We start from the raw sequence: 23,550 nt of genomic DNA, 5'->3' as shown, positions 1-23,550 counted from the left end.
GTGTTCAGAGTAAGGAGGGTAAGTTTACATTCGCCGCTGTTGCTCGACCTTTATGCTCCCTAAAACGCAAGAGGCCAATACATTTCTTCATAAGGTCCTGCACAAGGCGTTTGTTGAAAGCTTTGGCCTTTCCCACCAGTTCTTCTTTCTGGAATTTCGAGATGAGGCCGGCGAAGACCACCTCTTGAACATTGACACCGAAGTCACCTCGAACTATGAGTGGGACGAAAGCTGGGGCTTGACCGAGGAAGAACGCGTTCTGGTGCTGTTCAACAAAGTGAACTTGAAGTACCTCACCTACATCGCGTGTGACGATGAGACCAATCTGGTCCTGCGGTTTGAAAATGGTATCGTAGTGCGGTTAAACGGCTCAACAGCGCACGGCTATCCGGAACCGTGGACCCTCGGAAACAGTCCTTCTCAAAGGCCGGGGGGCTACACGCTTAGGGCCTTCTCGGGCGACACGTACAGTATCTCGCAGTACTCAGCTTAGCCACGTATACAAAAACGGTCGTGGCCTAAACGCGCTTTGTTCAAATTTAGGAGCCTTAGATTCACCACACACTGTCTGTTTAAATGTGCTTTCTAGTTCACCGCCCCCACTATGTTTGCAACACATCCGGCATCCATTTGCCTAATGGCAAGTGTATCGCCTTTTGGTCAGAGATTACGCGTGTAGAAGGGGGCAAACTAGCCACTGCTGAGCATGAGCTTGACGATAATCTGTACTTCCTTTTTGTGCATGCGCGAGGCTCGGTTATCAAAACCAACAGCGATTTCGACAGCATTGACGGCTATGTAGCCATTGAGCAGGGGCTCCTACGCCACTTGCTTGGCTTCAATCCAGACTGGCAACAAGTGGTAGACCGCCGGTTTGCCCAAACCCCGCGCTGGAAGACGGAATTGTTCGTCCCCTTTTATTACGTAGACAAAGTTGTAGTTTATCCACTGCCTTAGTTCATGAAAAGGGTGGTGGCCTAAACGCGGCAATTCAGTTTAAGGAGGGTTTATGGAAGGGGGATTGTATAAGGAGTCCACAGCTACCTTACACGTGTAAGGATTACCTTGAAGGGAGCAACGTTCCAAAACCCGTATGACATCAAGAGTTTTAGCTTCGTCTGATGTGATCAATTTCCCTGATCATGACTTCAGTGATAATGCTATAATGGCTTTGCTTAAAGCGGAAGCAGATATCATACTTCAAGACTTCGCGATAGACTCGCTGGCCGGTTGGGAAGTCCTTTATCGTGCTGTCTATGGCAACAGGCCCACTATTGGTGTCTGCACACGCATGCCTTCTTATAAACTGGAAAAGCAAAAGCTCATCACTATTCATATTCCTATTCCCACCCGCGATATTGTTTCCTGGGGTGTTGACCCGAAGCAGCATATCACGCTTGGCGTACATCCCAGTGAGCATAAATACATCAAACCGCTAGCAGTCGAATTCACGGATTTCACCAATTGCACTGACTATATAACAGGCTCTATGCGTCGTGCGATAGCGTTTTGCTTTGAGAACGGATTTAGAGTCAATAGCATCCTTATAAAAGCGAAACAACCAGCAAATTCGCGTTAGTGCCAGATACGGCTCCTACAGTTCAGCGAAACGGTGAGTTCCTTAGCGTGCTATATTTTCCGTTTTCTGAGAGGTCCCCATCTACACCATGGCAGGGTTGGTCAGAATCTGCTTTCTGACCAACCCTGCCATGGTGTTTTTTCATGTGAGCTGTCTAATGCCCGGCTGCACTACTGTCTACGCCACTAGGCTGTCGGTTTCCACGTTCCAGAACTTGCCGCTTTCGGGGCGGGCCTTGATGCCGCGGAAAAGGCCGGCGGCCGACTCTTCCACCGTGAAAGGAGCACCGCTGCCGCCCATGCGCGTCTGCACCCAGCCGGGGTGCATGGGCGTCACTGCAATGTTGCGCTCGGCCACGCGCTCGGCCAGGATGGCGGCGTACATGTTAATGGCGGCTTTGGAAACGCGGTATGCCGGGCTATCGGGCCCGGCGAAAGCGGGCAGGCCCATCTTGGAGGAGAGGAAGACAATCTGGCCGCCATCGCGCACCAGCGGCAGCATGGGCTCGGTAAAGAGGATGGTGCCGTCCACGTTAGTGGCGAAGGTGTCGCGCAGGAGTTGGCGCTCGGGCGCGAGGGTGCCCAGGTCGGAGCCCACGCCGGCATTGTTCACCAGCACGTCAATACTAGGGGCCAGATGACCAATGGCAGCCACCGCCTGCTCAATGCTGGCGTCGTTGGTAACGTCGAGGGTAACAACGGTGAGGTTGGGGTGGCTGAAATCGGCAATCTGGCCCGAGCGGGACGTGCCAATAACGCGGTAGCCTTCGGCCAGCAGCTTTTGAGTGAGGGCCAAGCCAATGCCGCTGTTCGCGCCGGTTACCAGGGCTGTTTTTTCGGGGGTGTTCATCAATTTTGGGGTAAGAAAAAAGGGGGAAATATCAGGTGGTGACGACGATTTTGCCGCCGGCCGCATTGCTGTCCATTAGCTGGTGCGCGGCCACGATGTCGTCGAGCGGGAAGGTGCGGCCGATACCCAGCTTGACTTGGCCGGTTTCAACCGAGTTGATAAAGGCTTGTAGGGCGGAGGCCGGGGCCGTTACCTGGCCGCTGTCGTAGATGGTCAGGCCCACGGTGGCGGGGATGAATTCCATGGGGGCAAAATCGGGAATGGACCAGCTTTCGGAAAGCATGCCTGTCATGCAGCCTAGCCCACCGGGCTTCAGGCAGTTGAGCGTGTCGCGCAGCGCGGTGGCGCCCACCAACTCCAGCGCCCGGTCTACGCCCTGCGGAAACAAGGCCCGCACCTGTTCGCGTAGCTGGCCGTCATCAACCAGCACGTGGGTGGCACCATTGGCCATGAGTAGATCGGACTTCGCGGCATTACGGGTGGTGGCCAGCACCGTGAGGCCGTCTATACGGGCGAGCTGCGCGGCCAGCAGCCCAATGGACGAGGTGCCGCCGCGAATCAGCAGCGTCTGGCCAGCCTGGATTTTCAGGGCCAGGTGCAAGGAGCCGTACACCGTCTGGAACAGCTCGGGAATGGCCCCAAGCTGCGCCCAGGGCAGCTGGCTGCGGAAGGGGTAGAGAATGGCCTTGGGCACCACGGTGTACTCGGCGTAGCTGCCGTCATAGTCGCGGCCCAGGCCGCCCATCAGGGCCGCCACCCGCTGGCCGGGCTGGTACTGGCCCGAAGGGTCCTGCACCACTTCGCCCACACACTCAATGCCCAAGATGCGCGGAAACTGCACGCCCGGCGACAGGCCCTTGCGGGTCATCAACTCCGAGCGGTTCAGTCCAAAGGCCCGCACCCGCAGCAGCACCTGCCCGGCGGCGGGCACCGGCACTGGCCGCTCTTCCAGCCGAAACTGGTCGGCGGCGCCGGGGTGGTATAAAACGGCAGCTTTCATAGCATAAGGGGCGTTATTTTGTTGCCTCCAGGTTGATGAGGGCGGCGTCGAACTCGGGGTTGACTTTTTTGTAGAGCGGCGTCGGCTCCACCGTCAGGATCAGCTCGATAGTGGGGCCGCAGATCAGCTCGAACAGGTGGCCGCCGTGAATGAGACCATCGAACGTGGCCACGTTAATGTGGCTGTGGGCCACCGGCTTACCATCATGCACGGCCACGTCACCCGTCAGCGAGGTCACCTCAACGGGCTCCGTAAACGGGATGACCTTGAAGGCTTTGCGGCCGTAGTCAAATACGCCCACCCGCGCCGACAGAGCGTCGCCGATGGCCTGGTAGTGCGCGCTCTTGACGTTATTCTTTTGGGCGAATTCCGTCAGGCCCGACACGATTTCATCGCCTTTCGAGAAAACCAGCACGTAGGTTTTGGTTTGCCCGCTGGTGCTTAGCAGCTTCACTTTCAGGTTGGGCGCCTTGCCCAGCGGCACGGGCTTGGCCGTGGTCAGCGAAACATACTCCTGGGCCTGAACTGCCAGGGAGCTGGCAGCCACCAGTACAGCCGGGGCCGCGAGGAATTTGATGAAGGAAAAGCGCATAGGATTACGGTTTAAGGAAAGGCTGGATACCCGCCCACACGGCCGGGAAGTTGCTGAGAAACGCCCCGTGCGAGGCGTTGGGAATGATAGCCAGCTGGCTGCGGTGCAGGTCCTGGGTTGTGCGGAGTAGCCGCTCCACGGGGTTGCCCTCGTCCCGGTCGCCGGCCATGACCAGCACCGGGCACCGGATGGTTTGCAGCAGGGCGCGGTCCACGGTCAGGTGGTTGTACATGCTCACCACTTGGGCAAACATCTCCCCCAGGCGCTGGGGCTGGGGCATCAGCGTCAACTGCTGGCGCACGTAGGCGCTATCCAGGGCTAATGCCTGCCGGGGGCTGAAATCGAACTGCCGCTGGCCGGCCGTCACTTCGCTGGCTCCGATGGTGATGAGCTTGCGCACCCGCGCGGGGTAGAGGCTGGCCAGCTTGTAGCCCGTAAAGCCTCCGTCGCTGAAGCCCAGCACGATGGCGCTGTCGGGGGTGACGGCCCGCAGCACGGCCAGCACGTCGTTGGCCCGCTGCTCGTAGGTGAGCGGCGCCGTGCCCAGCTCCGATTTGCCGTGGCCGCGCGTGGAAACCGCAATTACCTGGTAGGTTCGTGACAGGCTGTCAATGAACTGGCGCATCTCGTAGGTTGAGCCGAGCAGACCCCCGTGCAGCAGCACCAACGGCCGGCCCCGGCCATACACCTCGTAGTAGATCCGGGCGTCGCCGGCCTGGGCGTAGTGCCCGGCCCGGGGGTTGTTGCCGTACTGCACGGCCCCCTTCGGCGAGGGCGCAGCCTGCAGGAAGGCCCGCAGGGGCTTGGCCGGTCGCGGCTGGCCGAAGGTGGTGGTAGCCAGGAGCAGGAGCAGGAAGAAGAGTGAGTACCGGGTCATAAGGGCATCGTGTTGAGCAATGCAAAGGTCCGGCCTCCGTCGCCCCTGCGCCCTTAACCTAGCGTAAGAAATAGCCTTAGCTCAGGTTAAGCCCGGCGGGCTTTCGGGACCCGGTCTTTGCGGATTTTGCTCAGGAATTCCGGCGTCATGCCCAGGTAGGCGGCAATCTGGGTGTTGGGCAGGCGGCGGGCCCAATGCGGGTGCTGCGTCAGGAAGTTCTCGTACCGCTCCTCGGCCGGGGCACTGATGCTTTGCAGCAGTCGGTCCTGCAGGACAATGTAGGCCCGCTCGACGAGGATGCGGAAGTTGCGGTCGAACGTATGGTAGCGGGTGAACAAATTCAGCAAATCATCTTGCCGGATTTGCAGCACCGTGGCCGGCTCCAGCGCTTCGATGTACACGCGGCTGGGCTGCTCGGCGTAGAAGCTGGCCAGGTCCGTTATCCACTCCTGCTCCACGGCAAACTGCAGGTTGTGCTCCTTGCCGCCCGGGGCTACGGCATACAGCCGAAAGCAGCCGGCCACCACGAAGCTGGCAGACCGGCACACCTCCCCTTGCTGCAACAGAAACTCCCGGCGCTTCACCGGCCGCGCCGTAAAGCGCTGCGCCAGCTCTTGCTCTTCCTTATTGGTAAGTGGGAAATAGTTGCTTCGGAAATACTGGCTGAGCGCTTCCAGTGGGAGGGAGGGTTGGGACATAAAGCAGACTAAGGGAGCAGAAACAGCAGAATAGGCTACTGAGGCAGCGGCACCCGCCTGGCGCAATGGGGCCACGCGGCAGCCAACAGGAAGTGCGCGCCAGGCCAGCCGGCCGTCGGTGTTGCTTTTTCGCTACCAGTTGCCGCCCCGGTTGCAGGCCGCTATGCCCGCCCGGCGCCAGCACCAGGGCCGTCCCGGCTTCCCGCACGAGTGCCGGAAGCCGGGGCGGCCTGGCTGCTTAGCGGGTAGCGACGCCGCTGGCTTTGGCAATAACGTTGAAACTGAGCGTAAATACGTCGTCGATGGCCTTGTCGGCGGCGGCCCCGAAGAAAGTCGAGCCGTACTTCACGTTGTACTTGCTACGGTCGATGCTGGCCGTGCCCGAAGCGGCGGCCACGCCGTTTTTCACGCCCACTTTAGCCGGGAAGCTGAGCGGGTTGGTTTTGCCCTTGATGGTCAGGTTGCCGGTAATGGTGGCGTTGTTGCCGGTAGCGTCCCCCTTCAGCGCCTTCACGCTGGTGATGACGAACGTAGCCGTGGGGTTTTTCTCCACCCCGAAGAAGTCGTCTGATTTCAAATGACCCACCAGCTTGGCGTTGTAATCGGCATCGGTCAGGTCGGTATTCTTCAAGGACGTCATGTCCACCACGAAGGTGCCGCCAATCAGCTGGCTGCCTTTCACTTGCACGGTGCCTTCTTTGATGCCGATGGTGCCGCTGTGCTGGCCCCCGACTTTCTTGCCCGTCCAGCCGAGCGTGCTCAGCTGGGGCTGCACCTTGTAGGTTTCAGGCGCGGCGGCGGCCGTAGCGGGTGCCGCAGCGGCCGGACCGTTGGCAGCGTACACCGGAGCCGACAGCACAGTAGCGGCCAGCAGGAAGGGGAACAAAAGGTTTTTCATGGGTTCTTGGGTAAAAAGGGGTGAGTTGAAATAGGTAAAAGGGAAAGGGCAGCCCCTGTGTCAGGACTGCTGACGCAGCCACTGGCGGGCGGCGGCCAGGCCAACGGCCGAGACTTCGTGCCCGCCCTCGAAGGCTTCGTAGTGCGGATGGATGCCCAGTGACTGCAGGAACGTCACGGCCTCATCGGCATAAAAGGCCGGCAGCTTGTCGTCGTGGCGGCCGTGGCTGAGGAAGAAGCGTACCTGCTGCACCGCCGCCGCCGGGGCGTGGTGCTGGCGCGATTCGGCCAGCATCCGCCCGCTGAAGGCCAGCACGCCGCGCACCAGCGCCGGGTGGGTCAGGGCCACGTCGTAGGCCATGATGGCGCCCTGGCTGAAACCCAGCAGGTACACCTGCCCCGCCGCACTACCGTACCGGGCCGAGGCTTCCCGGATGAAGTCGAGCAGCAACTGCTGCCCGGCCAGCTGCTGGGCGTGGTTGAACACGGGCTTGCCTGAGGAAAAATCAACCTCGTAGAAGCCGAAGCCCAGCGGTCCGAACACCAGCGGGGCCCGTACGGAAAGCACCAGCGTGTGCGTACCCGCCAGCTGCTCGCCCACGGGCAGCAGGTTGAGCTCGTTGCCGCCCACGCCGTGCAGCAGTAGCAGGAGTCGTTGGCCCCCCGTGGCCTGGGTCGGGTTGAGTGGGCGGTAAGCCAGAGATAAGTCGGTGAGCAGCGGGGGCTGCGTCGTGGTGACAGTTGTCATGGAGGTAGTTGGAAAAAGAGCGGAGAATGGCCGGCCCCAGCTTACGCCTGGCCCGGCGCTGCGGCACGCAGCAGCACCCGAATGCCCCAGGGGTCGGTGGCTATTGGTCCGTCGGGCGTCGGGTCCACGGCATAGCCGGCGGCTTGCAGGCGGGCGGCAGCCGCGTCGCGGGAGCCGGCATCGGGTAGCCACAGCTCCCAGCGCAGCAGGCGGGCATCGGCCTCGGTGGCGACGGGCGAGCCGGCGGCCCATACGTTCAGCCCCAAATGGTGATGGTAGCCGCCGGCCCCCACGAACAGCGCCCCCGACAAGCTCCAGGTCTCAATATCAAAGCCCAGGGCCGAGTGATAGAAGGCCGCCGCGTCGGGCAGGCTTCCAGTATAAAAGTGCAGGTGGCCGATGGTGGTGCCCGCCGGCAAACCTTGCCAGGGCGCGTCGCCGGCCGCGGCCAGCACGCCCGCCACATCCAGCGTGTCCAGCGCCGACTGCACTTCGCCCTGCTCGCTCACCTGCCACTCGGCGCGGGACCGGTCGCGGTACACCTCAACCGTGAAGCCGTCGGGGTCGGTGATATAGGTGGCCTCGCTGTACTTATGGTCGGAGGAACCCACGTGCAGCCCCCGGCCCCGGGCGTGACGCAGGAACCCGCCCAGGTCGGCCCGCGTGGGCAGCAATACCGCTAGGTGGTAGATGCCCAGCCGGCCGCGCGCGGGTACCGGCCGGGCCCCCGGCTGCTCGTGTAGCTGCACCAGCGCCTCGTCGCTGCCGGCCACGCCAAGGGCCGCCGTGGCGGACTGGCCGGCGGCAGCCCCGGTGCGAGCCAGCACCCGGAAGCCCAGCACCGACTCGTAAAACGCCAGGGAACGGGCCAAGTCGGCCACCGTTAGGTGTACCGTGCCCAGACGAATGGTTGCCGGCAGGCGGGCCGGGGCGTGCCTGCCGATGCGCTCGGCAGGCAGCGAGGAATACGGAAGCAGCTTGGCCGTCATAGCGTTAGAAGGCAAAAAACAGGAACAGAAACTACTTGGCCAGCCCGAGTTGCTGCAGGTAGGACTGGTTGTCCCAGTAGAGGTATTCCTCCACCATCACGCCGGCTTTCCACACCCCAATCGTGGCCATGGGCAGCTTGAACTTCTTGCCCGTGGGCTGAATGAACTTGCCGTCGCCGGTGGGCATGGGCTTGGTAAAGGTGCCGGTCATCACGCCGCCCACGGCCGTGAGGTTGCCCTGACCCAGCTTGAGCGGGTGCTGCTTGATTTCCGTGTCGGGGGCGTACACGAACATGGCCTTCAGGTCCGTGATGTGGCGCTCGATGCCGGTGGTGGTGTGGCCGTCGGGCCAGTGCACCAGGATGTTCGGGGCGTGGCTCTCGTGCAGGCGGTTCCACTTCTCGTTGCTGAACACGTCGTAATCCAACTCATCGAAGGTTTTCAGGTGTCGAGCCACCGGGTCGCCGACTTTCGTGGCGGGCCTGGCGGCGGCAGGTTTCGTGGCGGGAGCCTGCGCCGCGGCGGTCAGGGAAGCGGCCAGCAGGGCGAGGGGAAGCAGGATCTTGTTCATGAGTCGGAGGCTGTCTGTTCTTTCGGGGTGAAAGAGTAAGACAAAGGTCCCCCGCTGGCCGGCCCTGGGCATTATCCTAGGATAAGAACGTGTCGGCCCGGCGCGCATGCTGGAACCCTCGCCCGGCATGGGGCAGGGGGGAAGGGCCGTTAATTCAAACTATAGGATGCACAGTGCGGGCAGCACCGCCTGGGTAAGCCACGAAGAAGAATCAACGGCCAAAAACGGGCAGAAAACCTACTCGCACGAAGTGCGAATGCTGGAAAAGGTAGGCGGCCAATGGAAGCTGGTGGGGCAGTCCATTCACCAGTACAAGCCGTAAGGCACCATTACAGTAAGTACGCTGTTGCCCTATAGCTGCCGCCGCACGCGGCTCAGCGACTCGGGCGTGATGCCCAGGTAGGAAGCAATGAAGTGCTGGGGCACGCGTTGGGCAATGCCGGGGTATTTGCGCAGAAAGTGCTGGTACTTCTCTCCCGCCGACTGGCTCAGCGCGGCGTTGACCCGCTCCTGCAGGGCCACGAAGCGACTTTGCATCAGCAGCCGGAAATACCGCTCAAATACCGGAAAGCGCGCGTAAACAGTTTCCATATCTGCCTGCGCCAGCAGCAGCACCTGCGCGTCTTCCAGCGCGTCGATGTGCAGGGCGCTGGGCTGCTGGGTCAGCAGGCTGTACATATCCGACACCCACCAGTCTTCCGGGGCAAACTGCAACGTGTGCTCCTGGCCCTGGGCATTAAGCGAGTAGCAGCGCAGGCAGCCCTGGGTTACGAAGGCCAGGTGCGTGCAGGGCTCCCCGGCCTGCAACAGGTGCTGCCGTTTGCGCAACGTCAGGGGCTGCAGATACTGCTGGAAGACGGCAAAGTCGTCGTCAGAAAGGCGCACCCGCGCCTGTAGGTGGGTGCGCAGCAACTGGTACGCCACAGGTAACTCCATGCCTGAAAGGTAGGGGTAGCAGCGGATTCTCGCCACTAGGCGCACCGCCTGCGCGCCGATAACAGCGAGATTGTCCAGTCCGGCGAAGGCTACACCAGCAAAGCCAACTGCGAGAACGGTATCCAGCGCATCAACGCCCACTGCCCGCCCCAGCGCTTCGAGTCGTTCTTCACCGCCGGCCAGTACGGTTGCAACCATGTGGCTGCTAACAGCGAAATCATCGGCCGCAGCGAGAAGTACCCCACCGCCCCGGCCCGCGACCACGGCCTGCCAGTCATCATGCGCGAAGCCCCCGAGGCGCAGGTACAGGATCTGTGCTACCCACCCTGCTTGCCACAAAAAGCCCGCACTTCCAGTCAGGCAATACGGGCTTTTTGTGCTGCATGGCAGTTGGTTACTGTACCTGTACGCTGAACCTGCCGCCGGAAATGATTTTGGTGACCCCGGAACCAAGGTGCTGCGCCGTAAAGCTGAACGTGCCGGTCACGGTGCCTTCAGTGTAGCTATCGACCGTCACGGTGCCGCTGCCGTACACCGTCCCGGCCTTGGTTCCGGCGTAGTATTTTTCCGTAACAGTGCTTTGAGTATTGGCCCCGTACACATACGTGGTGAGAGTCGCGCTACCTGCCGCAGGCACGGCCAGATTGTAGGTGCCTACCGCCTTCGGGAACCGTAAATCGATGCCGAGGGAAGGCGCTGGGGCCGATTGAGGGGCGTAAGTACCCACCATGATGCTATCATTTCTTGTCCTTCCGCTAAGATTGGCGGATGCATCATACTCCGTCCCATCCAGCGTAAACCGCATAGATTTTTCGGGAGCCGGCGTACCGGAGCCGGAACAGCTCAGGAAGGCATCCAGCAGAATAGAACCCAGGTAAAAAGCGAATAGTAGTAGACGCATAGCAAATGAGAAAAGAGACAATTTAGGAGAACGTATAGTAACTGGTATGGACCGGTGCATATCAAGTAGCGGAAGTTCCGGCCCCTGGCTGAGCGCAAGATAGGATAAATGCCTCACTCCGAACCCATTCCCACCCTCCGCCGTTCACACCGCGCCGCCCTCGCGGAACATGCCTACCTTTGCTCCCGATGCGCCTGTTTGCTTTGCTGTTTGCCTTGTACCTCGCCTGCCTTTCGTGTCTGCCCTGTGCCGACGATGAGGTGCCGACGTGTGCGGAGCCAGCGCAAACGAGCATTAGCGCCACCCCGCATTCCGACTGTGGCCGCAACGCCTTCGGGAATTGGTGCTCGCCGCTGTGTCAGTGCCATTGCTGCGCCGGGGCCGTCGTCAGCTTTGTCGGGGCCGCGCCGCTGGTCTTCCCCGGGTCCGCGCAGTGGGCCGCCGGTCCCCGCCACGTTCCGTTGGTCGTGGCCGCCTCGACGCGGATAGCCGCTGCCGTGTGGCAGCCACCGCGGGCCTAATTCTTCTCCTTTTTCCTGCTGATCCCGCCGGGTAGCCGGGCGCCGTGTGCGCTCCAGCTGCCCCATTCGTGCGTTTCGCACCATGCCGGGTCAAGTCGCCGCCGCTCCCGCCCACCGGGCTGGGGCTGCCGCGCCGCAGGGTTTCACGGAAGCGTTAGACCTAACCCCCACGCAGCGGATGTTCGACCGGCTGATTCATTTTTCCATTCACAACAAGCTCATCATCGGGCTGCTGACCCTGTCCCTGGTGGCCTGGGGCAGCTACTCGCTCCAGCACTTGCCCATCGACGCGGTGCCCGACATCACCACCAACCAGGTGGTGGTGTACACCGTGGCGCCCTCGCTGGCCGCCAGCGACATTGAGCGGCTCGTCTCGTTTCCCGTCGAGCAGAGCGTGGCCACCATTCCCGACCTGGAAGAGGTGCGTTCCTTCTCGCGCTTCGGCCTGTCGGTGGTCACCATCGTCTTCAAAGACCACGTGGACATTTACTGGGGACGCCAGCAGATTGCCGAGCGCCTGCGGGAAGCCGAAGAGCAGATTCCGCCAGGAGTGGGGCGGCCCACGCTGGCCCCGGTGAGCACCGGCCTGGGCGAGATTTATCAGTACGTGCTGCGCCCCGCGCCCGGCTACGAGAAGCAGTACGATGCCCGCGAGCTGCGCACCATGCAGGACTGGATAGTGCGCCGCCAGCTGCTGGGTACGCCCGGCGTAGCCGATGTTTCCTCGTTCGGCGGCCTGCTCAAGCAGTATGAAATTGCCCTCGACCCCACCCGGCTCCGCTCCCTGGGCGTGAGTGTGGACGAGGTGTACCAGGCCGTGGCGCGCAACAACCAGAACACTGGCGGCGCTTACCTCGACGTCAACCCCCAAGCCTACTTCATCCGCACCGAAGGCCTGGCAGCTACCCCCGCCGACCTGGGCAACATAGTGGTGCGCAAAACCGCCACCGGTCTGCCCGTGCTGGTACGCGACGTGGCGCAGGTGCAGCTGGGCTCGGCCGTGCGCTACGGCGCCATGACCCGCAACGGCCAGGGCGAAGTAACCGGCGGCGTGGTACTCATGCTCAAAGGGGCTAACGCCAACGAGGTGATTCAGGCCGTGAAAGCGCGCATGACGACGGTGCAAAAATCCCTGCCCAAGGGCGTCATCGTCGACGTGTACCTGGACCGCTCCGAGCTGGTGGGCCGCGCCATTGGTACCGTCACCAAGAACCTGGCCGAGGGCGCGCTGATCGTGATTCTGGTGCTGGTGCTGTTTCTAGGCAACTGGCGCGCCGGGCTGGTGGTGGCTTCGGTGATTCCGCTGGCCATGCTGTTTGCCATCAGCTTGATGCGCGTGTTCGGCGTGTCGGGCAACCTGCTCTCGTTGGGCGCTATCGACTTCGGGCTAGTGGTGGATGGGGCCGTCATTATCGTGGAGGCCATCGTGCATCGCCTGCACGGCGGCACGCTCACGGCCACCGCCCGGCTCAGCCAGGACCAGATGAACGAGGAAACCTACCAGGCCGCCGCCAAAATCCGCTCCTCCGCCGCCTTCGGCGAAATCATCATCCTGATTGTGTACCTGCCCCTGCTTGCGCTGGTAGGCACCGAGGGCAAGATGTTCCGCCCCATGGCCCAGACCGTGGCCTTCGCCATTCTGGGGGCCTTTATTCTGAGCCTGACCTACGTGCCGATGATGTCGGCGCTGGCCCTGAGCCGCAACACCCAGCATCAGGCGAACTTCTCGGACCGGATGATGGCCTTTTTCACCCGCTGCTACGAGCCGGTTTTGCTGTGGGCGCTACGGGCGAAGGCCCTGGTGCTGGGTACGGCCGTGGCCCTGCTGGTAGGGGCGGTGCTGCTGTTCCGCACGCTGGGCGGCGAGTTTATCCCGACTTTGTCGGAGGGGGATTTTGCGGCCGAGATGCGCACGCTGGTGGGCAGCTCTTTGGAGTACACGACCAACAAAACCCAGCAGGCCGAGCGGATTCTCTTACAGCAGTTCCCGGAAGTCAAGGAGGTGGTGGCCAAGGTCGGGTCGGCGGAAATTCCCACCGACCCCATGCCCGTGGAAGCGGCCGACCTGATGGTGGTACTGGAAAAGGATAAAAGCAAGTGGACTTCGGCCAAGACCCAGGAAGAGCTGGCCGAGAAGATGACCGAGGCCGTCAGCGTCATTCCGGGCGTCACGTTCAGCTTCCAGCAGCCCATTCAGATGCGCTTCAACGAACTCAGCAGCGGGGCCAAGCAGGACGTAGTGATGAAAATCTACGGCGAGGATCTGCAGCAGCTCAGCCGCTACGCCCGGCAGGCCGCCGCGCTGGCCCGCAAAGTCCCCGGCGCGGTGGACATCTACGCCGAAGAGGTGACCGGCCTGCCCCAGATTGTGGTGACGCTCGACCGCAACCGCCTGGCCCAGTTCGGGCTCAACGTGGAGGACGTGAACCGCACGGTGCAAACGGCCTTCGCCGGCCAGACCGCCGGGCAGGTGTTTGAGCAGGAGCGCCGCTTCGACGTGGTGCTGCGCCTGCGGCCCGATCTGCGCCAGGACATCAACTCGGTGAAACAGCTCTTCATTGCCGTTCCCGGCGGCACCCAGGTGCCGCTGGAACAGGTGGCCACCGTGGCCCTGGTGGACGGCCCCAACCAGATTCAGCGCGACGACGCCAGGCGCCGCATCACGATGGCCTTCAACGTGCGGGGCCGCGACGTGGAAAGCGTGGTGACGGACCTGCAGGCCCGCGTGGACCAGCAGCTGCGGTTTGCGCCGGGCTACTACGCCACCTACGGCGGGCAGTTCGAGAACCTGCGCCAGGCTACCGACCGCCTGCTGGTGGCCGTGCCGGTGGCGCTGCTTTTGATTTTCGTGCTGCTGTTTTTCACCTTCCGCTCCCTCAGGCAGTCGGTGCTGATTTTTACGGCCATTCCGCTCTCTGCCATTGGCGGGGTGTTGGCGCTGTGGCTGCGCGGCATGCCGTTCAGTATCTCGGCCGGCGTGGGCTTCATTGCCCTGTTCGGGGTGGCCGTGCTCAACGGCATCGTGCTCATCGGCTACTTCAACCAACTCAAAACCGAAGGCGTGACAAACCTGGTGGAGCGCATCCGGCGCGGGGCCGAAGTGCGCCTGCGGCCGGTATTGATGACGGCCACGGTGGCCTCGCTGGGCTTTCTGCCCATGGCCCTGAGCACGTCGGCCGGCTCGGAAGTGCAGCGGCCCCTGGCCACAGTGGTCATTGGGGGCCTCATCACGGCCACGCTGCTCACGCTGCTGGTGCTGCCCGTGCTCTACGCGCTGGCGGAACGCAACGCCCCGAACCCGACGATGCCAGATGAGGCAGTAGAGGAGGTGCCCAATGAAAGCAGCTCCCGCACGCTGCACAAAATCCTGGGCCGCCTGCTCTTACTGCTCTGCCTGTTGCCCTTGGCTGGCAGGGCGCAGCAGGCGCCGCTTTCGGCGACGCAGGCCGTCACGCAGGCCCTGCAAGCCAACGGCACGGTGACGGCCGCCCGGGGCGCGCTCGAAGCCCAGCAGGCCGTGCGCCGCGGGGCCGTGGACGTGCTCGGGCGCACTACCATCCAGGGCACCTACGGCCAGTTCAACTCCTACCGCCGCGACAATCAACTCAGCATTACCCAGCCGCTGAGTCTGCCCGGCGTGTACCGCAGCCAGGCCCGCCTGGCCGCCGCGCAGGTTGCCACCCGCGAGCTGGAGCTAACCCAGGTGCAGGCCGAGCTGCGACGGCAGGTGCGCCTGAGCTACGAGCAGGCCGTCTATGCGCGGCATCACCTGCGGGTACTGCGCGGGCAGGACAGCATCTACGCGGAGTTTCTGCGGGCCGCGAATCTGCGCTTCAAAACCGGTGAGGTGGCCCGCCTGGAGCCTGCCACCGCGCTGGTGCAGCAGGGTGAAACGCAGGCTCTGCTCCGGCAGGCCCGCACCGAGTATGCCGTGGCCCGGCGCCAGCTGCAAGCCCTGTTGCAGCAACCTACCGCCGTGGCCCTAACCGACAGCGTCCTGCGGCCGCTCACCGCGGCCCTCGTCCCGCCGGTTGGTGCCGATACTGCCTTGCTGGCCCAAAACGCCCAGGGGCTGGTGCTCCAGCAGCAGGTGCGCGAGCGGCAGGCCACGACCCGTGCCGAGCAGGCCCAGGGGCTGCCCAGCTTCACGCTCGGCTACTTCAATCAAAGCCTGATTGGCCCCCAGACGGTGGGGGGTGTGGGCGGCCCGGAGCGCTACTACAGTGGCTCCGACCGGTTCCAGGGCGTAACGGCTGGGGTGGCGCTGCCGCTGTACCGCAAACCGCAAAAAGCCCGGGTGGAAGCGGCTCGCCTGCAAGAACAGGTGGCTCAAACCCAGGCCCAGCGCTATCAGAACGAGCTGGTTGCCCGGATAGAAGAGCTGCAGCTGCAGCGCCAGGAGCTGACCGAGCGGGTGCAGTTCTACGAGCAGACCGGCCTGCCCCAGGCGACCGTCATCGTGCGCCTGAGTACGCGCGCCTTCAAAGCCGGTGAGATGGGCTACTCTGAGTACCTGCTCAACCTGGACCGGACGCTGCGGCTGCGCACCGCCTACCTGGATGCCCTGCTGGCCCACAATCAAACCATCATCGAACTCGACTACCTGCTCGGCACCGCCGCGCAGTAGTATTTTCCTCCGCTGACTTATCTGATGCGCAATCCTCTCTTTTTAGTGCTGCTGGTGGGCTTCTCCCTGGCCGGCTGTGACTCCAAACCCAAAGAAGCGGCTCCCACCGCAACGGAAGCAACGGCCGCCGAAGCCGACCCGGATCTAGTGACCCTTTCGCCTGCCGAACAGCAGGCTGGCGGGCTTGCAACCGGCCGCGTCAGCACCCGGCCCATGGGCACCGGCCTGGCCGTGACGGGCACCCTGGACGTGCCGCCGGAAAGCTCGGTGGCCATCACCGCTCCGCTGGGCGGCTTCGTGGAAAGCACCACGCTGCTGCAAGGCACGCGGGTCAGCAAGGGCCAGGCGCTGGCCGTCATCCGCAACCCTGACTTCGTGCAGCTCCAGCAGGATTACCTCGAAACCCGCGCCCGCCTCGAATACGCCCGCGCCGAGCTGGCCCGCCAGAAAGAGCTGTACGAGCAGGAAGTGGCCCCCCAGAAAAACTACCAGCGGGCCCTGGCCGACTACAACGCCCTGCGCGTGCAAACGGCGGCCCAGGCCGCTCGGCTGCGGCTGGCGGGTTTGCCCATGGGCGGGCGCATGGTGAGCACGGCCACGTTGCGCGCCCCGCGGGCGGGCTTCGTGAAGACGGTGAACGTGACCGTGGGCCAGAGCGTGACGGCAACGGAAACGCTGTTTGAAATCGTGGACCCCGAGCACCTGCACGTCGAGCTGACCGTGTTTGAGAAGGACGTGCGCAAGCTGCAGAAGGGCCAGCTTATCCGCTTCAGCCTGCCCAGCGACTCGGTCAATGGCAGCCAGGAGCGCACGGCCCGGGTATACCTCATTGCCCAGGCTATCGGCGCCGACCGCACGGTACGCGTGCATGGCCACCTGGATAAGGAGAACGACCCGGCCCTGCTGCCGGGCCTCTACGTGCGGGCCACCATCGAAACCGGCCGCGCCGACGTGACGGCCTTGCCCAACGCGGCGCTGGTGCGCTTCGAGGGCCAAACGTACGGCTTCGTGGCCGAGGCCGCGGGCCGCTACCGCCTGGTGGCGCTGCCCACTGGCCGCAGTGAGGACGGCTTTACCGAAGTCACCCTGCCCGCCGACCTGCCGGCTTCTACCACCTTCGTCACCGACGGCGCGTACTCGCTGCTGGCCAAGATGAAAAACGCCGAGGAGGAGGAATAATCCCTTCGCAACAAGTCTTTTTCACCGTCCTGCTATGCTGTCCATCATTAAACCCCTGCTCGTATTTTTCCTGGCGGGCCGTTGCGAAATCGGGGGCGGCTACCTGATGTGGCAGTGGCTGAAGGCCAACCGCCCGGCCTGGACGGGCCTAGTAGGGGCGCTGCTGCTCATGCTCTACGGCTGGGTGGCCACCTGGCAGCCCACCTCCTTTGGCAAAACCTACGCCGGATACGGAGCCGTGTTCATCGTCCTATCCATTGCCTAGATCGCGTACTTCGACGGCTTCCGGCCCGACCGGTTCGACGTCATCGGGGGGCTGGTTTGCTTCGTGGGCATTGCCATCATCCTGTTCTGACCCCGCCCGTAAGTGCTTTGCGCCAGCTCTTTCCTCCCGCTGGCCGGGGCGGGGCGGCTCGTTTTCCCCTTTCTTCTTTCCTTAGCTACTCTCTTTTCTTATGTCCGACCCGTCATCCGATAACCTCAGCGAGGAGCTGAACACCGCCAAGCAGGTGCAGCCCGAAAACGTGGGTGCCCTCACCCGCGACCAGCTTACGCCCGAAGCTGCCGCCGCGCCCCAGGGCCACGACGTACCCGGCCATGACCATGCCCCGGCTGCCGCTCGCCCCGCCGACAAGCACGCCGGCCACCATCACCCCACCAGCAAGCGCGTGGTGGATCTGGGCAGCCAGGTTGAAGAGGAGCACGCTGGTCACGACCACGACAACGGCGACGACCACGACGGCCCGGCGGGCAGTAATCCATATCTGGTGCCCGGCCTCAGTCTGGCGCTGCTGCTGGCCGGCATTGCCCTGGATTACTATAAGCTGGGCTTTTTCACCGGCTACGTACGCTTGGTGTGGTACGGCGTAGCCTTCGTACTGGTAGGCTGGAAGGTGGTGAAAGCCGCCGTGCTCAGCATCCCCTCGGGCAACCTGTTCAACGAGTTTCTGCTCATGAGCATCGCTACGCTCGGGGCCTTTGCCATCGGCGAGTATCCGGAGGGCGTGGCCGTCATGCTGTTTTACACCGTAGGCGAGCTGTTTCAGGATGCGGCCGTAAACCGCGCCAAGCGCAGTATCCGGGCCCTACTGGAAATTCAGGCTACTGAAGTCACCGTCATCCGTAATGGGCTGCCCCTGGTGCTCGACCCCAGGGAGGTCGTAGTGGGTGACGTAATCGAAGTGAAGCCCGGCGAGAAAGTGGCCCTGGACGGCACTCTTACCAAAGGTCCGGCCGCCTTCAATACCGCGGCCCTAACCGGCGAGTCGGTGCCGCAAACCAAGCAGACCGGCGAGGCAGTGCTGGCGGGCATGGTCAACCTGGAGAGCCTGATTCAGGTAGCCGTCACGGCGGGTTACCAGGACACTAAGCTGGCCAAAATTCTGGCCATGGTGCAGGATGCGGTGGGCCGCAAGGCCAAAACCCAGCAGTTCATCACCAAGTTTGCGAAGGTCTACACGCCCATCGTGGTGTCCTTGGCCGTGCTGCTGGTCCTGGTGCCCTTCTTTGTGGTGGATGATTATGTATTCCGCGCCTGGCTGTACCGGGCGCTGGTGTTTCTGGTGATTTCCTGCCCCTGCGCGCTGGTTATTAGTATTCCGCTGGGCTACTTCGGCGGCATTGGCGCGGCCTCCAAAGCCGGCATCCTGTTCAAGGGCTCCAACTTCCTGGATGTGATGCGCGAGCTGGATACGGTGGTGATGGACAAAACCGGCACGCTCACCCAGGGCGTGTTTGCCGTGCAGCAGGTGGCGCCTGCCGCGGGGCTCGCTGCCGACCAGCTGCTGCGGCTGGTGGGCGCGCTGGAAACCAAATCCACCCACCCCATTGCCAAGGCCGTTGTACTGCACGTGGGCGCGGCCGCTACCGGCGTGCCGGTAGAGGACGTAGAGGAAATTGCCGGGCACGGTCTGCGCGGCCAGGTGGACGGCCGGGACGTGCTGGCCGGCAACACCAAGTTACTCACCAGGTTCGGCGTGGCCTACCCGGCTGACGTCGACCAGATAGTAGATAGCATTGTAGTAGCCGCCGTGGATGGCAAGTTTGCCGGTTACCTCACCGTAGCCGACTCCCCCAAGGCAGATGCCGAACAAACCGTGCGCGAGCTGCGAGCCGATGGCATCACCAAAATCGTGATGCTTTCCGGCGATAAGGACAGTATCACGCAGCGCGTGGCCAAGGAGCTGGGTATTGATGAGGCCCACGGCGGGCTGCTGCCCGAAGACAAGGCCCGCTACGTGCAGCAGTACCTGGATGCGGGCCGCAAGCTGGCCTTCGTGGGCGATGGGGTGAACGATGCGCCCGTGGTGGCCCTGGCCGACGTGGGCATTGCCATGGGCGGCCTGGGTTCGGACGCCACCATTGAAACGGCCGACGTAGTGATTCAAACTGACCACCCCAGCAAGATTGCCACGGCCCGGCGCATTGCCCGCGCCACGCACGCGGTGGTCTGGCAGAATATCTGGCTGGCGTTCATCGTCAAGGGCATCGTGCTGGCCCTGGGGGCCGGGGGCCTAGCCACGATGTGGGAAGCCGTGTTTGCCGACGTGGGCGTGGCCCTGCTGGCTATTCTCAACGCTGTGCGAATTCAGCGCATGAAGTTCTGATGCCGCGCTTCGCCTACCTCACCCGTGCCGTCTGGCTGCTCGCGCTCATCAGCCTGTTCACCGACCTGGCCAGCGAGATGCTCTACCCGGTCATGCCGCTCTACCTGCAATCCATCGGCTTCTCGGTGTTTTTCATTGGCTTGCTCGAAGGCGTGGCGGAAGCCGTGGCCGGCCTGAGTAAGGGCTACTTCGGGCAGTGGTCGGATAGGTTGGGCCGGCGGGTGCCCTTTGTGCAGTGGGGCTACGGCCTGAGCGCCCTCTCCAAGCCCATGCTGGCCGTGCTGGCCACGCCTGCATGGGTGTTGCTGGCCCGCACCGTGGATAGGTTGGGCAAGGGTCTGCGCACCGGCGCCCGCGACGCGCTGCTGTCTGACGAAGCCACGCCCTCTACCAAAGGCAAGGTCTTCGGCTTTCACCGCTCCATGGACACGTTGGGGGCGGTGCTGGGGCCACTGGCGGCCCTGGGCTGGCTGGCCGCGCACCCGGGCCAGTACCGGCCGTTGTTTCTGTGGGCCTTCGTGCCGGGGGTGGTAGCCGTTGTCATCACCTTCGCGCTGCGGGAGCAGCGGGCCGTGCTCTCGGGCCGGCCGGTAGTGCCGTTCTGGGCCTCGCTGGGCTACTGGCGGCAGGCCCCGCCGGCCTACCGGCGGGTGGTGGGCGGGCTGCTCGTGTTTGCCCTCTTCAACTCATCCGATGCGTTTCTGCTGTTGCTGGCCCGGCAGCGCGGGCTCCCGGCCCCCACGATTATCGGCCTTTACATCCTGTATAATCTAACCTACGTGCTAAGCGCCTGGCCGATGGGCCACCTGGCTGACCGGCTGGGGCCGCGCCGCCTGCTGGTGGGTGGTTTGCTGGTATTCGCCAGCGTATACGGCGGTGTGGTGCTGGCCCACGACCTAGGGGCGTTTGGGGCGCTGTTTGCGCTCTACGGCCTATATGCGGCGGCCACTGAGGGGGTGGGCAAAGCCTGGGTGAGCACGCTCTGCGCCAAGGCCGATACCGGGGCCGCGCTGGGCACCTTCGCGGGCCTCAGCAGCTTGGCGGCGCTGGTGGCCAGCACTGGGGCCGGCCTGCTCTGGCAGTGGTACGGCCCGCTGCCCACGTTCGGGCTGACGGCGGCCGTCGCGCTGGCAGTGGCCGCGTACCTGGCCCGCGTGCGGCTGGGCATGGGCAGGGACTAAAGCAACCGCCGGCCGGCCGCCGCGTGCTGAACACAGGAGAGCATCAAAAAGTGTGGGGCAACTGTTCAAAATGATTTACAGTTGCTTTGTTCCTCTTTTCAAGCACTGAGTGTAGAGCTTACTTGACTGACTGCAGAACTGAACTGCCCCACACTTTTTGATGCTCTCCCAGTACACGCCCTCCGGCAGTTGGCTGGTGGGTAAAGCCTGCGTATGCGGGCCCGCCGCTTGCCGTTGCACTGACGTTATCTCAGCGACGGGGCGGCCCAACATATCCACTACCTGCACGGATACCGTGGCGGCGGCTGGCAGGTAGTAGGAAAGCGTTGCGGCTTGCTGCGCCGGATTGGGGAACAGCTCCAGGGCCAGCTCCGGCTGGGACGCCTTGGTGGGCGTGGCCGTGGTCAGCGTGTACCAGATAGGAGAGGTCACAATCCGGTCCCCGTCCTGCTGAATAATGACGGCGTAATAGTTGCCGCCTACCGTCAGGGCCGCGTCGCTATAGCTCAAGGCCGTAAGGCCCGTGACCGTCGCCACCGCTTGCGCAGCTTGCCCACTACCGGGCGTCCCCTTGAGCAAGGTAATAGAGCGGATAGCTTCCCCATCCAGATCGTTGAGGGAAAGCGTCAGGGCCGGGACAGTGCCCCCCGTGAAGATGCCGCCCATCGGCTGTCCGTTCAAGGAGAAGGTTACCTCCGCGTTCCAGTCGTCGGAGGCGTAAAAGCTGCGCTGCCGCAGGGCCGCGAGCAGATCGGTCTTGATCAGGCTGGGGGCTACCACCACCAGGCGCCCATCGGTCGTGCGGTTGAAGGTCGTATTGTGGTGGTCGTAGCTGATGCCCACGTGGTAGCCCTTGGCCAGCAGCGTCGTGTAGGTGCTCTCGTAGCTGCTGGTCGAGGGGTTGCTGTAGGCCGTGTTGGTCGAGGTGGCCGGGCCGGAGCGCAGCACCGTGCCCACTACGGCCGAGTCGGCCCGGGCATTGAAGGCGGCGGTGGTCAGGTTGTTGTAGTCCCCGCTGGAGGGGTGGGCCAGCGGGGCAAACGCGCCGGGGCACTTGTTGATCTGTCGGAACAGGGCCTGGTAGTCACTGCGGGGCACGTACACGTCGTAGTTGCCCGTCTCCCAGCCCAGCAGCTCGTTGACCCCGTACACGAGCACGTGGCCGCCGCCGCTGATCACGCCCCACTCCATACCGTAGAGGGCCACGAACTGGCTGTTGGTGGCCTAGTCGGCCTGCTGCAGGCCCCGGGCGTAGTTGGGCAGGCTCATGCCGGCCTGCGCATGGTTGTGGTCCGAGATGCCCAGAAAGTCCGAATGCGCGCTCCGTTCAAAGTAAGGAGCGTTTTGGGCTAGCATGAGGTAAACCGCATTCCGACTGATGTCCTTTTATCAGCCCGTAATAGGTTGATGGCAATGACAGTATCGGGTCGGGGTGCCGTGGGTAAAGTCGAGAATAGCAAACGATTGGCTCGCGGGGGGACAACGAACTCGTTACGTTTGTATCTCGGCTCGCCTTTCGGCCGCGCTTCTCGTCTTCCGCTGTGAACTCTTCCCGCTTCTTGTTGCCTTTCCTGTTGCTTGCGGCCGTGGGCTGCAAAAAGGAACGCACCGAACTTGACCGCCTGCCTGACGCTACCCAAGAGGGCAAGGGCACGGCCGGTTGGCTGCTTGACGGCCAGGCCCAGGTGCCCAAGCGCAGCTCCATCAGCACGAGCCACCCGGTGGGCGGCTATTGGCGCAAAACCAGAAACGGCCGCTCGCTGAGCATCAGCTTTTACCAATTCTCGGTGGACGAGGACTGGGGCGTGAGCTTTTACCTGCCCGACATTCGTCAGCCGGGAACCTTCCCGCTCAACCAGGCGCCGCCCCCCCTCACCCCGCAGTTCAGCCCCGCCTACGGCCAATACAGCCGCTCCCGGCCCGACCCCGACCGCAACGCCTACACCGGCCCCGACGCACCGGGGCAACTCATCATCACGCGCTTCGACACGGTGAAAAACATTGTCTCGGGCACGTTCGAGATGACGCCACAAGAGGCAGGCAGCTCCGGAACCTACGCCGTGACCCACGGCCGCTTCGACCTGCACTTCGACCACTAGGCCCAGCTCTAATCTGAGGCCGCCCTTGAGGTTCACGCAAACGGTAGCTTGCCATAAACGCGCGCTGCTCAACGTAATGAGTTATTTCTTCTCCCCCGCTGCGTTACAGGTTGTCCGTTTCGATGGCGGTGTAGCCTGTCAGGTGCGGCCCGAAATAGACGTTAGCCCCCCGTTTGGCTTGGTTTAGTTCGGCGCTTGCGATGACTTTGCCATCTGCCATCAACTCCAACTTTAACGACGTTGAGGCGCCTATGGCGGGGCCGCTGCTGGCCATCACGTTCGTAAAGCCAACCGTAGCTTCCACCTTATCCGCCGGGCCGTAGGTACCCAGGTCGTAGGTGTTGCTGATGCTAGAGGAAAAATGCTCGGTCAGGAGGCGTTTTCTTGCGCCCTGGGTGTAATAATCGCGCACCTCCTCGATTTGGAAGGCTGCCTGCAGGCCACCCAGATCCCTACCGGTCACCCGGGCTTTGAGGTGGTGGGTGATGCCTTCTGGGGTTGGCTCGTTGGATTCGCTAGCGCAGCTGCTAAGCACCCCGCCAGCCAGGGAAAAGAGGAGAAGGGTAGCTTTCATGCGGGAAAGATAGAGCCCGGGCGCAACTACTCCTCTTACCCAACCGCGCAGAAGGGCTTTAGCACCGGAGCCTTGCGCTTTTCATCCAAGCCGTTCCAGCAAGATGGCTTCCACGGCGAGTACCGG

The 23,550-nt window shown here is 63.1% G+C and carries 25 protein-coding genes and 2 pseudogenes; 13 read left to right on the top strand and 14 right to left on the bottom strand.

The annotated features are described in order from the left end of the window. The first annotated feature begins 52 nt into the window (after positions 1-52). From HSW_RS00670 to imm9, 3 genes are all read left to right on the top strand, one after another. Positions 53-493, top strand: a complete 441-nt coding sequence (locus HSW_RS00670; RefSeq protein WP_044000360.1) for a hypothetical protein — start codon at positions 53-55, stop codon at positions 491-493. A gap of 83 nt (positions 494-576) precedes the next feature. After that, positions 577-957, top strand: a complete 381-nt coding sequence (locus HSW_RS00665; protein WP_155832739.1) for a hypothetical protein — start codon at positions 577-579, stop codon at positions 955-957. 136 nt (positions 958-1,093) lie between these two features. Continuing rightward, entirely contained in the window at positions 1,094-1,579 is a 486-nt protein-coding gene (gene imm9, locus HSW_RS23305; RefSeq protein ID WP_081768195.1) for an Imm9 family immunity protein, read from the top strand. A gap of 177 nt (positions 1,580-1,756) precedes the next feature. Here the strand turns inward: imm9 and HSW_RS00655 are convergent, their stop codons facing one another. The 9 genes from HSW_RS00655 to HSW_RS00615 form a co-directional block, all read right to left on the bottom strand. Next, the gene (locus HSW_RS00655; RefSeq protein ID WP_044000357.1) at positions 1,757-2,428 is read right to left on the bottom strand and encodes an SDR family NAD(P)-dependent oxidoreductase; all 672 of its coding nucleotides are present in this window, start codon (positions 2,426-2,428) and stop codon (positions 1,757-1,759) included. Positions 2,429-2,459: 31 nt separating this feature from the next. After that, complete coding sequence (locus HSW_RS00650) at positions 2,460-3,428, bottom strand: zinc-binding alcohol dehydrogenase family protein (protein ID WP_044000356.1); 969 nt, start codon at positions 3,426-3,428, stop codon at positions 2,460-2,462. 13 nt (positions 3,429-3,441) lie between these two features. Continuing rightward, the gene (locus tag HSW_RS00645; protein ID WP_052345951.1) at positions 3,442-4,020 is read right to left on the bottom strand and encodes a PPC domain-containing DNA-binding protein; all 579 of its coding nucleotides are present in this window, start codon (positions 4,018-4,020) and stop codon (positions 3,442-3,444) included. A 4-nt stretch (positions 4,021-4,024) separates the two neighbouring features. Beyond that, positions 4,025-4,897 (bottom strand): alpha/beta fold hydrolase, encoded by an 873-nt coding sequence (locus HSW_RS00640; protein ID WP_044000355.1) that lies wholly within the window; start codon positions 4,895-4,897, stop codon positions 4,025-4,027. Positions 4,898-4,983: 86 nt separating this feature from the next. After that, a complete protein-coding gene (locus tag HSW_RS00635; protein WP_052345950.1) occupies positions 4,984-5,595 on the bottom strand; it encodes a Crp/Fnr family transcriptional regulator in 612 nt (203 codons plus the stop codon). Positions 5,596-5,833: 238 nt separating this feature from the next. Then, entirely contained in the window at positions 5,834-6,493 is a 660-nt protein-coding gene (locus tag HSW_RS00630) for a YceI family protein (protein WP_044000354.1), read from the bottom strand. A gap of 60 nt (positions 6,494-6,553) precedes the next feature. After that, on the bottom strand, positions 6,554-7,240 hold the full coding sequence (locus HSW_RS00625) for an alpha/beta hydrolase (RefSeq protein ID WP_044000353.1): 687 nt from the start codon (positions 7,238-7,240) through the stop codon (positions 6,554-6,556). A 41-nt stretch (positions 7,241-7,281) separates the two neighbouring features. Then, on the bottom strand, positions 7,282-8,244 hold the full coding sequence (locus tag HSW_RS00620; RefSeq protein ID WP_155832738.1) for a VOC family protein: 963 nt from the start codon (positions 8,242-8,244) through the stop codon (positions 7,282-7,284). Positions 8,245-8,260: 16 nt separating this feature from the next. After that, the gene (locus tag HSW_RS00615) at positions 8,261-8,800 is read right to left on the bottom strand and encodes an ester cyclase (protein ID WP_044000352.1); all 540 of its coding nucleotides are present in this window, start codon (positions 8,798-8,800) and stop codon (positions 8,261-8,263) included. Between the two features lie 166 nt (positions 8,801-8,966). Between HSW_RS00615 and HSW_RS23940 the strand changes: the two genes are divergently transcribed. Next, positions 8,967-9,122 (top strand): hypothetical protein, encoded by a 156-nt coding sequence (locus HSW_RS23940; RefSeq protein ID WP_155832737.1) that lies wholly within the window; start codon positions 8,967-8,969, stop codon positions 9,120-9,122. A 29-nt stretch (positions 9,123-9,151) separates the two neighbouring features. Here the strand turns inward: HSW_RS23940 and HSW_RS00605 are convergent, their stop codons facing one another. Next, positions 9,152-9,736 carry a Crp/Fnr family transcriptional regulator gene (locus HSW_RS00605; RefSeq protein WP_044000501.1) on the bottom strand — a complete coding sequence of 195 codons (585 nt, stop codon included), beginning with the start codon at positions 9,734-9,736 and terminating at the stop codon, positions 9,152-9,154. Between the two features lie 48 nt (positions 9,737-9,784). On the opposite strand from HSW_RS00605, the pseudogene HSW_RS25035 reads away from it, so the two are divergent. Together HSW_RS25035 and HSW_RS24660 are read left to right on the top strand one after the other, a co-directional pair. After that, positions 9,785-9,835, top strand: a pseudogene (locus HSW_RS25035) (hypothetical protein); the annotation flags it as partial. Between the two features lie 99 nt (positions 9,836-9,934). Continuing rightward, the gene (locus HSW_RS24660; protein WP_071883029.1) at positions 9,935-10,150 is read left to right on the top strand and encodes a YegP family protein; all 216 of its coding nucleotides are present in this window, start codon (positions 9,935-9,937) and stop codon (positions 10,148-10,150) included. On the opposite strand, the gene HSW_RS00600 is transcribed toward HSW_RS24660, so the two are convergent. Further along, positions 10,131-10,637 (bottom strand): hypothetical protein, encoded by a 507-nt coding sequence (locus tag HSW_RS00600; RefSeq protein ID WP_044000351.1) that lies wholly within the window; start codon positions 10,635-10,637, stop codon positions 10,131-10,133. The two genes, HSW_RS24660 and HSW_RS00600, sit on opposite strands and share 20 nt — an antisense overlap. A gap of 188 nt (positions 10,638-10,825) precedes the next feature. On the opposite strand from HSW_RS00600, the gene HSW_RS25120 reads away from it, so the two are divergent. The 6 genes and pseudogenes from HSW_RS25120 to HSW_RS00570 all read left to right on the top strand — a co-directional run bounded on the left by HSW_RS25120 (position 10,826) and on the right by HSW_RS00570 (position 20,751). Beyond that, positions 10,826-11,158, top strand: a complete 333-nt coding sequence (locus tag HSW_RS25120; RefSeq protein WP_044000350.1) for a DUF6660 family protein — start codon at positions 10,826-10,828, stop codon at positions 11,156-11,158. A 178-nt stretch (positions 11,159-11,336) separates the two neighbouring features. Continuing rightward, positions 11,337-15,785 (top strand): CusA/CzcA family heavy metal efflux RND transporter, encoded by a 4,449-nt coding sequence (locus tag HSW_RS00590; protein WP_044000500.1) that lies wholly within the window; start codon positions 11,337-11,339, stop codon positions 15,783-15,785. A gap of 24 nt (positions 15,786-15,809) precedes the next feature. Continuing rightward, positions 15,810-16,964: an efflux RND transporter periplasmic adaptor subunit gene (locus tag HSW_RS00585; RefSeq protein WP_052345948.1), complete on the top strand. Its 1,155-nt coding sequence runs from the start codon at positions 15,810-15,812 to the stop codon at positions 16,962-16,964. 34 nt (positions 16,965-16,998) lie between these two features. After that, positions 16,999-17,319, top strand: a pseudogene (locus HSW_RS00580) (YnfA family protein). Positions 17,320-17,419: 100 nt separating this feature from the next. After that, positions 17,420-19,570 (top strand): heavy metal translocating P-type ATPase, encoded by a 2,151-nt coding sequence (locus tag HSW_RS00575; protein WP_044000348.1) that lies wholly within the window; start codon positions 17,420-17,422, stop codon positions 19,568-19,570. After that, positions 19,570-20,751 (top strand): MFS transporter, encoded by a 1,182-nt coding sequence (locus tag HSW_RS00570; protein ID WP_044000347.1) that lies wholly within the window; start codon positions 19,570-19,572, stop codon positions 20,749-20,751. The genes HSW_RS00575 and HSW_RS00570 overlap by 1 nt, the downstream gene beginning before the upstream one ends. A 75-nt stretch (positions 20,752-20,826) precedes the next feature. Here HSW_RS00570 and HSW_RS00565 read toward each other — a convergent pair whose 3' ends face one another. Both HSW_RS00565 and HSW_RS24910 read right to left on the bottom strand, forming a co-directional pair. Beyond that, entirely contained in the window at positions 20,827-21,957 is a 1,131-nt protein-coding gene (locus HSW_RS00565) for a T9SS type A sorting domain-containing protein (RefSeq protein WP_155832736.1), read from the bottom strand. An 18-nt stretch (positions 21,958-21,975) separates the two neighbouring features. Further along, on the bottom strand, positions 21,976-22,107 hold the full coding sequence (locus HSW_RS24910; protein ID WP_262489376.1) for a hypothetical protein: 132 nt from the start codon (positions 22,105-22,107) through the stop codon (positions 21,976-21,978). A gap of 185 nt (positions 22,108-22,292) precedes the next feature. On the opposite strand from HSW_RS24910, the gene HSW_RS00560 reads away from it, so the two are divergent. After that, positions 22,293-22,850: a hypothetical protein gene (locus HSW_RS00560; RefSeq protein WP_155832735.1), complete on the top strand. Its 558-nt coding sequence runs from the start codon at positions 22,293-22,295 to the stop codon at positions 22,848-22,850. Between the two features lie 103 nt (positions 22,851-22,953). Here HSW_RS00560 and HSW_RS00555 read toward each other — a convergent pair whose 3' ends face one another. Next, positions 22,954-23,424: a hypothetical protein gene (locus HSW_RS00555; protein WP_044000344.1), complete on the bottom strand. Its 471-nt coding sequence runs from the start codon at positions 23,422-23,424 to the stop codon at positions 22,954-22,956. Positions 23,425-23,550 lie beyond the last annotated feature (126 nt).

It is taken from the genome of Hymenobacter swuensis DY53 (assembly GCF_000576555.1).
GTDB classification, from domain to species: Bacteria; Bacteroidota; Bacteroidia; order Cytophagales; family Hymenobacteraceae; genus Hymenobacter; species Hymenobacter swuensis.
The sequence above is the reverse complement of the archived record's forward strand: the minus strand, read 5'-3'. Positions and strand labels throughout refer to the sequence as shown.